Below are 9,733 nucleotides of genomic sequence, written 5' to 3' on the forward strand. Positions count from 1 at the left end.
CGCGCCTCCTGTGTCGTATTACTTGGCGGGCGGCATTGAAGGCTGGAAGCGCTTCTGAAAGTTGCCGTGGTCAGGCTTGAGGTCGAGCTGCGCAACCACGCTCACGTGGTTCTGCTTGATCAGGAACTGGCGTGAGCCAGGTTCCAGCTCCTGCTTGATGAGCGCGAACTCGCGGTCCGTGAGGTTGAAACCCTCGGTGTATTCGCGGTAGTCCGCTTCCGGGTTCGGAAAAAGGATCTTGGTGGGCGTCTGCTCGATGATGGCCCGCGCGATGCTGGAATCCAGCACGTGGCTCGTGCTCTGGGTGAAGGTGGCCAGGTTGGCGTTCTTCTTGCGCCAGGTCTCCAGCCCGTTCCTGGCGAAGCGCGCGAAGGCCGGATCGCTCAGCAGCCTGGCGAACTCGTCCATCCAGCACATCAGCGGCCGACCGTCGACCATGCGGTTGACCAGGTGGAAGAGGTACATGGTCAGAGGCGCCCGGACCACGTCGTTGTCGAGGAAGTCGGTCACATCGAAACCGACGAGGCTGTGCTGGGCCAGCAGCGGCGCCACCGCATCGGCGTCGTTGTCGAACACCCAGGCGTAGTCGCCCTGTTCGCTGGCGCACCATTTGCGCAGGCGTGCATGCATGCCTTCCGGGTCCGTCACATCCAAGAAGGCGATGAGCCGGGACAGGCGCCGGAAAGGCGAGTCGAGCTTGAGCGTGCCGTGCAGGGCCTGGTCGAGGTCTTCCTCCTGCTGTACCGTCAGCACGTCAGTGGGCGAGCGCATCACCAGCCGGCGCAGCCAATGCCGCATGAACTCGACGTTGTCGGCGATGTCGGCATTCAGTTGCAGGGGATTGCAGCCGGTCGGCGCACCGTTCTTTAGGGGCAGGTACTGGCCGCCGAGCGCCCGCACGAGGATGTGCAGGCCCTCGTCCTTGTCGAAGATGACCTGGGTGGCGTCCAGCCGGTTGCAGATCGCGATCATGCAAAAGCCCAGGAAGGTCGTCTTGCCGGTGCCCACCGGCCCGACGCCTGTGATGTGGCCCACGTCCCGGCGGCTGCCGCCGTCCGGGCTGCGCGGGTCGCTCGCGTGCAGCGAGAAGAAGTAGGGCGAGCCGGACCGCGTCATGAGCATGGTGAGCGCGTCGCCCCAGTAGTTGCCTTTGGCGCGCCCGGTCGGGAAGTTGTGGAAGGGCGACATGGCCGCGAAGTTGCGGCTGGTGATCGGCGCCTTGCGGGTGCGGTAGCCGAAGTTGCCAGGCAACTGCGCCCAGAAGGCTGCCTCCAGCGCCAGGTCCTCGCGCGCCACAACCATCCCGGTGTCGCCCAGCAGGTAGCGGGCGTGGGCGACGTTGTCGTTGAGCTGCTTCAGGCGCGGCCGGCCCTCGGCTTCGCTCACCCCGTCGTAGGTGTCGGCCAGGACGTGCAGCGTGAAGTGGTGGTCGCCCACAACGAAGCGGTTGCTCATCAGGTCGTCTAGTGCATCCTTGAGCTCCTCGGCCTGCGACACCGCCAGATCGCCGGCGGCGGCCATCCGGTTGTGCTGGCGGCTCATCATGTCGGTGGCGGTGCTCTTGGCCAGGAAGGTGAAGCTCTGGGTCAGGACGAAGGGGAAGGGCGCCGTCAGCAGGGCGCCAAACATCCCGGGCGCCGTGGGCGTGGGGTACTCCTTGATGCCGAGGAAGGCGCCGATGCGCGTCTGGGTGCCGGTGCGGTACTCCATGGCCTCGTTGCCGAAGAAGGGCCGGGTCGTGGCCAGGACCTCGTTCAAGGGCGAGCGCGGCAGGGGCATGCGCTGCCACTCGCCGTTGATCAGGAGGCCATGGAACTCCACCAGCGCGGAGAAGAGCACGTTGACGCCCTCGATCCGGTAGATGCCCAACGCCTCGGGGTCGTAGCGCTCCAGCGAGGCCAGCAACTCCTGGCGCAGCTTGGTGCAGGCGTCCAGCGAGTCGCGCATGTCGGTGCGGGCGCCTTCGGGGTCGGTGCGCTTGAGCAGGCGCAAAGCTGCATGGCCGATGCGGGTGGGCTGTGGCCGGTAGACCGCGGACAGGTACAGCTCGTTGACCATCAGTCGCTCGTCGGCCATTTTCTGGCGGTAGCGCTGCTCGACTTCGCGGGCGAAGCCCGGGACGGTGCGCCCGACCGGGTAGCCGGTCTCGCGCCGACGCACGACATGGGCCCAGATGGCCAGGTTGGGCGAGGCGATATTGCGCAGCAGGACGTTCAGGCGCTCGTGCCAGCTGTTGAGGTCCTCGTCATCCGCGCTCTCGAAGCTCGCGCCGGCCAGGCGCAAGGTCTGGACGTAGTCGCCCGCACGGGTGCGGGCCACGTGCTCATCCATGTGGGCGACCAGCGGAATCATGGCCGCGGCGCTCACTTCCCGGCGCAATGTGGCCTCGGCGCGAGAGAGCAACAGCATGGCCTTGCCTCACAGCACGGTGGGCACGGCGCGCGCGCGCCGCCGGCCCGAGACATCCGGCATGTCGATGGCCAGCGGGCTGTACGAGTTGGCCCGCCAGAAGCGCAAGTTGCCGCCGAGCAGGGCCGGCAGGCGCGTGCGGCCCCACAACTGCACCAGGTCGAAGAACCTCGGCTCGTACAGGCACACCAGGTAGAGCACGCCATGGATCGGCACGAAGGCCAGCAGCCAGGCGAGGTTCTTCGTCACGATGAAGGACTCGGTCGTGACCATGATGTTGAACATCATGGCCGCGTAGGTGACGCCCCAGACCATGGACGGGCGCGTCATCCCGACGAAGAGCGTGTCCGCCACGATGCCCGGGTTGCGGTGCACGGCGTGCTCCTTCAGACCCCGAAGAGGCCCCGGATCCAGGAGACGATCTGCGGGCCGCCGAAGACCAGCACGGTGCCGATCACCACCGCCACCATCCACCACCAGCTCAGGCGCCCGAACCAGGCCATCGCGCCGGAGACCATGACGGCCACGGCGGCGATCGGCGTCAGGATCGAGGTGAGCTGCTGCTGGGTGGCGTTGGCGCCCGTGGCAAAGGGGCTGCCAGCCAGGGCCAGCACTGGCGCCAGCATGCCCAGCGCGACCAGACAGGCGAGCAATAGACGGAACGGGCGGCCCGCCCGGCCTTGGAGCCCGGCCGCGCCGCGGGAATCTACGCCAGCAGCTCGAGGCGCACCAGCGTGCTGCCGATGCCCAGGGTCTTGAGATGCAGCCGCAGCGTGTCCAGGCTGCGGAAGGTCCGCGGCTGGCCGGAGGAGCCGGCCAGGATGCTGCGCCCGAAGTGCCAAACCACCACCAGGTGCATCTGGTAGCGGGCGGGCTCCACTTCCGCAATGACGATCTCGATAAGGGAACCCTTGTGCAGCAGTTCGACCAGTTCGAGCTGGGTCACGGTACCCGCGGGCAAGGCGCGGCCGGGCGGCGCTGGTGCAGCCGCGGTCCGGGATGTGGGGGCGGCCTTGGTCGGCCTCTTCGCTTTCGTCTTGGGCTTGGGCCGTACCGCAGAGGTCATGGGCAAGCGTGTAGAGGGGTGATGCAGTATTGTGAACGAAAGTACCAGCAGTCACGGCGTTGTGCATGGTGCTACTCCAGTCAGCGGGCTGAAACAGGTCGCGGGATTCCCCCGGACGGCGGGGCCAGCGAAATCGGTGTGGCCGGGTCGGCGCGGCGGCCCTTGCCGTAGACGTCCCACCACGGGGGCGCGGCCGATGCCTTTGGCGCACGTGATCGCTCGGTGGCCGGCTTGCCTGCACCCCAGGCCGGGGTCTGCGCAGTCGTTGGCGTGGTCGTACGCATGGCGCTTGCCAACTCGCGCTTGAGGCCGGCGATGTCGGCGAGGGTGCGTGCGTGCTGCTCCTCGGTCTCGGTGACTGCGGAGGAATCCGAAGCTGCCAGCCGCTCGGCCTTGCGGCGGGCGAGGGTCTCGAGCAACGCCTCGGACTTCCGGAGTTCCTGGCGCAGGATCTCCACGCGATCGTTGTCGCGCGCCGCCTGTTCGGCGGGAGCAATGGTGTGCGCAGCGGTTGAGGGCTGCGCCAGCGCTGCACACGTGCAGGCGAGCCATCCCAGCATCGTGACGCGTCGCAACGATGCACGGAGCCATGACGGCCCCCCAGATGCTCGCAGATGACCACTCCCGACTCGCATGGGCGCACTGTCTGCCAGGCCGGTTGCGTCTGTCAACAAATCGGCACGAGACAATTCCTATAGTCAGCTATAGAGTATCTAGACAATTGAAATTTGACGGACTACGCTAACTGCGTGATTTCTCTGGGGAGTTGGCGCGATGCAGCGGAACGTCGGTGCTGTGAGGCTCGCAACCCATATTGAGAATTCGGTAATGAGCTTTACGTCTCGTAGCGCGATGGGTGCCGGCGCAGGCGATGCAGCGAGGTGCGGTGATGGGGCATGTTGTGGTCTTTGGTAATCAAAAGGGTGGCGTCGGCAAGTCCACGCTGTCGGTGCTCTATGCGTTCTGGCTTTCCGACGTGCATCGCCAGTCGGTGTGCGTGATTGACCTGGACGCGCAGGGCAATGCGTCCAAGACGCTGCGCGGCTTCGATGCCGGCGTGCTGGCAGTGGATCTGTTCGCGGGCGCGGCGACGGCCATAGCGCCGATGCGCGCGACGGCCGCGCAGCGCCCCATCGTGCTGATCGCCGCCTCGAATAAGCTCGCGGACGTCGAGCTGGCGAAGCCTGAGATGGCCGTGCCGGCATTGCGCAGGAGCGTCGCGCAACTGGTGCAGCATTTCGACACGGTGGTGATCGACACCCCGCCGGCGCTGGGTCTGCGCATGAGCGCGGCGTTGATTGCGGCCACACGCGTGGTGTGTCCCATCGAGCTGGAGGAGTACAGCATCGACGGCGTCACCGACATGCTCAAGACGATCTTCGGCATTCGCCAGCGCTACAACCCGAAGCTGGAGTTGGCAGGCATCATGCTGAATCGCTTCAACCCGCATTCCGTGCGCCAGAAGGCGGCGATACAGCAGCTGGTTTCGCGCTATCCGGATTTCGTGGTGCCGGCGCGCATCTCGACCCGATCCGCGATTCCCGAGGCGCTAGCCGAAGGCAAGGCGGTATGGGAACTGGCCAGGAGTTCGGCGCGCGAGGCCAGCACAGAGCTCAAACAGGCCTTCATGCTGCTGCAGTCGCGCATCGAGGCGCCGCAGCAGGTCGTTTCGCGGGAGGTTGCCGTATGAGCGATCGGAATTCCCTGGACTTGAGTGCGCTGGCGCAGTTCCGGCCTTCGGACCTGCTCGCGGCCGGTGAGGGCGTGTCGACGCCGGCGGCGGCGGTGCACGTCGACCTGGACCTGATCGACTTCGATCCGGCGCAGCCACGGCGCAGCTTCCGCGAGGAGAGCATCGAAGAGCTGAGCGCGTCGATCCGGTTGCACGGCGTGCTGGAGCCGGTGTCGGTGCGGTCGAACGCCAGCGCGCAGGGCCGCTACATCGTCAATCGCGGGGAGCGGCGGATCCGCGCGGCGCGGCGCGCAGGCTTGAAGACGGTGCCGGTTTTCATCGACGAGCGGATCGATCCGTTCGCGCAGGCGGCCGAGAACCTGCATCGCGAAGACATGTCGGCCCTCGACCTGGCGCAGTTCATCGCCGCGCGCGAGCGCGAAGGTATCACTCGCGCGGAGATCGCGCGCCGGCTGGCCAAGCCACGTTCGTTCATCACCGAAGCGGCGGCCTTGACGGGTGCCTCGGAGGATTTGCGCCAGGCCGTGCGGGAGGGCCGGGTCGGCGAGGACGTGCGCACGCTCTATCGGCTGGTCTCGGCGGGCCGAGAGGCGCCGGAAGTCGTTCGGGTCGTCGTGCAGGGGCCCGATGTGGTGAGCCGAGCGAATGTGGATGCCCTGCTCGCGCGGGCACAGGGCGCCGAGGCGTGGCAAGGGAATTCCGTGCGCAGCGCGCAGACGGTCAGTGGCGGGCGCACCGTGCTGGTCGTGGAACATGAAGGGCGTCGGGGATCGCTTCGGATCAAGGCGCGCGATGGCGATGTCGGCGAGGTCCGGTTCGGGGATGGCTCGCGCCGCGCCGTGCCGCTGGCCGCGCTGAGGCTCGTATGTTGGGCCACGGAGGAAACAACATGACGGATCTGCAGACTGGGCGAGCGGCAAAGCCGCAAGGCCTTGAGTTCGTGGGCAGCCTTGCCGGCTGGGCGGGCACGGCCTTGGGGTGGGCTGTCCTTGCGGCCTGGCAACTGCTCCGATGCGCGATCTGCGCGATCCTGGTGCTGGGCGAGCCTGTGATCCGGGCGGTGCTGGTGCCGTTGGCGTTCCTGGGCTTCCTGGTGACGATGATCTTCGGGTTCCTGATCGGCGATCCGCGTTTCCCGCGCTGGGGCATGCTGGCGTTTTCGGTGGGTGCGCTGGTGCTCTACTGGTGCTACCTGGGGTTCATGAGTCTCTTCATGTCGCTGCCTTCCCATGACTGCGAGCGTTGACGAGGCCGAGCTGCAGCGGATCGCCAGGCAACGGCGATTCGATCCGCGCACGCTGGAGATCGCGCGGCGGCTGTTCATCAAAGGCGATCGGCCCAAGCTGCTGGCAGCCGAGTACGGCCTCATCCTCCAGCGCATCTATGCGATCCGCAAGGCAGTGCTGGACTTGGCGCTGCCGGCGGGCGAGGCCGAAGTGACGTTGCGCGGGCCGGTGCAGGCCGTCGAGGCGGCGCAGCGGGCCTTTGAACGGTACATGGAGCGGGTACAGGGCTGAGCGTTCCGTTCGGCGCTAACTAAAGCGACCGATCCTCTGCCTCACTCCAACTGCGGCATTCGCTGGACAACAAGCTGCCGCGCCCAATCGAAGAGATCGCCGATATCCTCGCCGTGAGCAGGGACACCGTTTATCCGTGGATTTATAGGCGAAACATGTCTGCCCGTGACGGTCCTGCGTTCTCGCAATAGCTGCAAGGGGCTGCGATGAACGGTCAGGCCAGTTTTAATGCGTGAACAGCTTCCGGTGCAGGCGCCGGAGTGACCACCACACGGATGCGGCGACGGCGGGAATCGCAGATGCTGCGGTGGACTCACTCGATAGGGGGCCAGCCAAAATTCTGCCCAGCCTTGGCCAGATAGCTGACCAGACGGCGGGCGGGCGTGGACCTCGTTGTGAAGGACACCCGCTCGCGGTGCTGTGTCAAGTTGACCATGGAGGCGATTGTGGCGGGCGATCGGATCATGGCACTACTGTCCGGCTACAAGGGCCTGCGGCGCGGTGGCGTCGAGCAGCGAAGTCAATGCTTGACCACGGGTGCAGCCCAGTACTCGCTGATGGTCAAAGATGAACTTTTTCCAGCGGCGGATGGGGCGCACATGGGTCTCTTGGACCCTGTCCGTACCAGTCGCGTTCACGAACGTGATGACATAGGGCAAGATTGAGTTCTCCGGGTGATTTGACGGCTTCATTTGAGCGCGTATCAGTTCCAGAGCCTCGCCCAAGCTTCTCGCCAATCATCATGCATGCCGCATTGATGTTTCCGCTGATCAGGTCCGGCATCACTGGCGCATCGACGACCCACAGGTTTTCCAGCCCTCTACGTTCAGGTCAGGCGTCACTACTGCCGTGTCGTCGACTCCAATGCGGCAGGTACCCGAAGCGTGACATGCCAGCCCAGGGCGAGACTTGACGTACTCGACGAGCGCTGCTTCCAAGGCAATGTGCGGGCCAGGCTCACCTCCTCCATCACCATATCGGCCAGCGGCGATTTGGCAACGACACGGCGCAGGAATCTATCGATCGGTCGATGCCTGGATCTGGAAACGCCGTGGCGTGCCAAGGTTGCGCGGGCATCTCTGCTGCGACATGGATGGGCCTCGGTGGTCTTCGCTGGCCGTTTCTTGGCCAATTGAAGAGGCACAGACGAGGCAAGGCGTCCCCGTGGAAGATGCCTTGCATGAAGTCGCAGGCGACGCGGAACACTCACTCCTGTTTCACAGGAAGAGCAAAGGCCACCAGCTTCGTGCCCGGCTTGGTGCCATAGGCGGGCCGACCTCCTTCTGCGACCACGACGAACTGGCGACCACTGACCGGGCTGCGGTAGGTCATCGGCGTCGCGTTGGCGCTGGTGGCCAGGCGGCTGCTCCACAGTTCGCGGCCGGTGGCGGCCTCCAGCGCTCGGAATGTGTGCTCGGCCGCGCCACCGATGAACACAAGACCGCCACGCGTCGTTACTGCGCCGCCCGCAGTCGGTGTGCCGATCGTGATGGGAAGCATGGTGCGCACGCCCAGCTTCAACGGGCCGATGTCACGCCCGGTGCCGAATGGCTTGGACCAAAGCACCTTTCCGCTCACCAGGTCAACGCCCGCGATCAGGCCTTATGGCGGCGCCGTGCAAGGACTCCCCAGCGGCGAGAGGAATTGAGTTCGGTACGCACCATAGGGTGTGCCGAGCATCGGCTGATCGGTCTGGCCACCCGCATCTAGACCGGGAGCGATCTGGAAATTGCGGCGCGTGGACTCCTCGCGTGTGATCAGCTCGAGCCGGTCAGGCACTTGCGTCCAGTTGACGATCATGATGCCGCGGTCGACGTCCAACGACACGCCGTTCCAGTTTGACCCCACCCATGGAGCCGGGGTCGATCACGATGGTCTTGCCCAGCGTAACCGGGGTGAACATGCCTTCGTAGCGTGAGCGCTTGAACTCGATGCGGCAGTACAACTGGTCGAGAGGCGTCATTCCCCGCATGTCCTTCTCCCGCAATGGCGCGCCGCGAAAGGCCGGCAGGTCGCTGGATTCAGGCTGGGTCGGCGACAGCCGTTCGCCGGCGGCGATGCCCTGCTGCGGCACCGGTAATTCCCGCACGGTCTTGATCGGCTCGCCGGTCTGGCGGTCGAGCGCGAAGATCTCACCGCGCTTGGTCGGCCGCCGATCCGATCGGGCACGCCGGCGTCGTAGGCCCAGGCCAGTTCGCCGGTCACCGCGTCGAAGGCGCGGATAACGCCTGACGGGCCGCCCCAATACTGGCCGTCCGGGATGCCCCCGCCGACCACCACCTTGCCGCGGATGACTTGCGGCGCCGAGCTGACGTAGAACAGGCCGTGCGGATAAGGTGCGATACCCTCCGGCAGTCACCAGGCCGGCCTTGCCGAAGCCCGGGCAGAGCTCGCCGGTCCTGGCGTTCAGGGCGGCCAGCGTCGGGTTGTGGCTGGGCGCGAAGATGCGCTCGGCGCACACGCCTTGGGCCTGCGGCACCTTGTAGTAGGCCACACCCCGGCAAGGCTTGCCGGAGGGCGGCTGGCCGTCGGAGACATTGCGCCGCCAGCGCGCCTGTCCGGTCTCGGCGTCAAAGCACGTCGTGTTGCCGTCGCAGGCGTACAGGGTGTCGCCGATCATGATTGTCGTCACCTGCAGCGCGTTGATCTCGCCGGGGACCGTTGCCTCCATCCGGGCTTCCCAGACCTTGGTCAGACCGGAGACGTTGGAGGTGTTGATCTAGTCCAGCGGGCTGAAGCGCGTGCCGCCGTGGTCGTTGCCGTAGGTCTGCCGGTCGTCGCGGTCGATCGTCGCCAGCGGTTGCGGCAGCGCGCCGGGTGCCTGCGCCTGTATGCCGCGCCGCAACCGGGGGGGTCGGAGGCATCGCCTAAGTAGGCAGCTTCATAAATACGGCCACGTATAATCTTGATAAGTTTGGCCTCGTATGGCATCTTGTGGCGATCCTTCGACCAGGGGTTGCATATGCCAAGGAAGAGTCCGTTTCTTATCGAGTTGTCTTTGGATGAGTTGGCAGAATTGAATCGTCGTGCGACCAGATATACGTTGCC

General features: G+C 65.9%; 11 protein-coding genes and 4 pseudogenes. 4 read left to right on the forward strand and 11 right to left on the reverse strand.

All coding sequences use genetic code 11. From position 1 onward, the window contains the following. Positions 1-18: 18 nt before the first annotated feature. The 5 genes and pseudogenes from ABEA07_RS15510 to ABEA07_RS15530 all read right to left on the reverse strand — a co-directional run bounded on the left by ABEA07_RS15510 (position 19) and on the right by ABEA07_RS15530 (position 4,035). Positions 19-2,409 (reverse strand): VirB4 family type IV secretion/conjugal transfer ATPase, encoded by a 2,391-nt coding sequence (locus tag ABEA07_RS15510; protein ID WP_345538934.1) that lies wholly within the window; start codon positions 2,407-2,409, stop codon positions 19-21. Between the two features lie 9 nt (positions 2,410-2,418). After that, a complete protein-coding gene (locus ABEA07_RS15515) occupies positions 2,419-2,784 on the reverse strand; it encodes a VirB3 family type IV secretion system protein (RefSeq protein ID WP_345538935.1) in 366 nt (121 codons plus the stop codon). Positions 2,785-2,795: 11 nt separating this feature from the next. Then, positions 2,796-3,068 (reverse strand): annotated as a pseudogene (locus tag ABEA07_RS15520) (TrbC/VirB2 family protein); the annotation flags it as partial. A gap of 47 nt (positions 3,069-3,115) precedes the next feature. Then, a complete protein-coding gene (locus tag ABEA07_RS15525) occupies positions 3,116-3,475 on the reverse strand; it encodes a hypothetical protein (protein WP_345538936.1) in 360 nt (119 codons plus the stop codon). Between the two features lie 80 nt (positions 3,476-3,555). Further along, a complete protein-coding gene (locus ABEA07_RS15530; RefSeq protein ID WP_345538937.1) occupies positions 3,556-4,035 on the reverse strand; it encodes a hypothetical protein in 480 nt (159 codons plus the stop codon). Positions 4,036-4,346: 311 nt separating this feature from the next. On the opposite strand from ABEA07_RS15530, the gene ABEA07_RS15535 reads away from it, so the two are divergent. From ABEA07_RS15535 to ABEA07_RS15550, 4 genes are read left to right on the forward strand one after another with little or no spacing between them, the layout of a single operon-like run. After that, complete coding sequence (locus tag ABEA07_RS15535) at positions 4,347-5,165, forward strand: ParA family protein (RefSeq protein WP_345538938.1); 819 nt, start codon at positions 4,347-4,349, stop codon at positions 5,163-5,165. Next, complete coding sequence (locus tag ABEA07_RS15540) at positions 5,162-6,061, forward strand: ParB/RepB/Spo0J family partition protein (RefSeq protein ID WP_345538939.1); 900 nt, start codon at positions 5,162-5,164, stop codon at positions 6,059-6,061. Before ABEA07_RS15535 ends, ABEA07_RS15540 begins: the two co-directional genes overlap by 4 nt. Then, positions 6,058-6,414 carry a hypothetical protein gene (locus ABEA07_RS15545; protein WP_345538941.1) on the forward strand — a complete coding sequence of 119 codons (357 nt, stop codon included), beginning with the start codon at positions 6,058-6,060 and terminating at the stop codon, positions 6,412-6,414. Before ABEA07_RS15540 ends, ABEA07_RS15545 begins: the two co-directional genes overlap by 4 nt. Beyond that, on the forward strand, positions 6,398-6,685 hold the full coding sequence (locus ABEA07_RS15550; protein WP_345538942.1) for a hypothetical protein: 288 nt from the start codon (positions 6,398-6,400) through the stop codon (positions 6,683-6,685). Before ABEA07_RS15545 ends, ABEA07_RS15550 begins: the two co-directional genes overlap by 17 nt. Before the next feature lie 225 nt (positions 6,686-6,910). On the opposite strand, the pseudogene ABEA07_RS15555 reads toward ABEA07_RS15550, so the two are convergent. From ABEA07_RS15555 to ABEA07_RS15575, 6 genes and pseudogenes are all read right to left on the reverse strand, one after another. Further along, positions 6,911-7,055, reverse strand: a pseudogene (locus ABEA07_RS15555) (DUF3422 family protein); the annotation flags it as partial. Positions 7,056-7,155: 100 nt separating this feature from the next. Next, the gene (locus tag ABEA07_RS15560) at positions 7,156-7,344 is read right to left on the reverse strand and encodes a hypothetical protein (RefSeq protein WP_345538943.1); all 189 of its coding nucleotides are present in this window, start codon (positions 7,342-7,344) and stop codon (positions 7,156-7,158) included. Positions 7,345-7,429: 85 nt separating this feature from the next. Next, positions 7,430-7,501: pseudogene (locus ABEA07_RS28645) on the reverse strand (hypothetical protein); the annotation flags it as partial. A 390-nt stretch (positions 7,502-7,891) separates the two neighbouring features. Beyond that, positions 7,892-8,485: pseudogene (locus tag ABEA07_RS15565) on the reverse strand (outer membrane protein assembly factor BamB family protein). Beyond that, the gene (locus ABEA07_RS15570) at positions 8,457-9,404 is read right to left on the reverse strand and encodes a PQQ-binding-like beta-propeller repeat protein (protein WP_486392099.1); all 948 of its coding nucleotides are present in this window, start codon (positions 9,402-9,404) and stop codon (positions 8,457-8,459) included. The pseudogene ABEA07_RS15565 and the gene ABEA07_RS15570 overlap by 29 nt, the downstream one beginning before the upstream one ends. Beyond that, the gene (locus ABEA07_RS15575; RefSeq protein ID WP_345538946.1) at positions 9,405-9,530 is read right to left on the reverse strand and encodes a hypothetical protein; all 126 of its coding nucleotides are present in this window, start codon (positions 9,528-9,530) and stop codon (positions 9,405-9,407) included. Positions 9,531-9,733: the final 203 nt, after the last annotated feature.

The sequence above is a fragment of the Variovorax defluvii genome (genome assembly GCF_039541515.1).
GTDB lineage: Bacteria > Pseudomonadota > Gammaproteobacteria > Burkholderiales > Burkholderiaceae_C > Variovorax > Variovorax defluvii.

Bases quoted from the DNA above. Each gene is read 5' to 3' on its own strand.
- ABEA07_RS15510 (WP_345538934.1), bottom strand. From the start codon at position 2,409: ATGCTGTTGCTCTCTCGCGCCGAGGCCACATTGCGCCGGGAAGTGAGC.
- ABEA07_RS15525 (WP_345538936.1), bottom strand. From the start codon at position 3,475: ATGACCTCTGCGGTACGGCCCAAGCCCAAGACGAAAGCGAAGAGGCCG.
- ABEA07_RS15530 (WP_345538937.1), bottom strand. From the start codon at position 4,035: ATGCTGGGATGGCTCGCCTGCACGTGTGCAGCGCTGGCGCAGCCCTCA.
- ABEA07_RS15535 (WP_345538938.1), top strand. From the start codon at position 4,347: ATGCAGCGAGGTGCGGTGATGGGGCATGTTGTGGTCTTTGGTAATCAA.
- ABEA07_RS15540 (WP_345538939.1), top strand. From the start codon at position 5,162: ATGAGCGATCGGAATTCCCTGGACTTGAGTGCGCTGGCGCAGTTCCGG.
- ABEA07_RS15545 (WP_345538941.1), top strand. From the start codon at position 6,058: ATGACGGATCTGCAGACTGGGCGAGCGGCAAAGCCGCAAGGCCTTGAG.
- ABEA07_RS15550 (WP_345538942.1), top strand. From the start codon at position 6,398: ATGACTGCGAGCGTTGACGAGGCCGAGCTGCAGCGGATCGCCAGGCAA.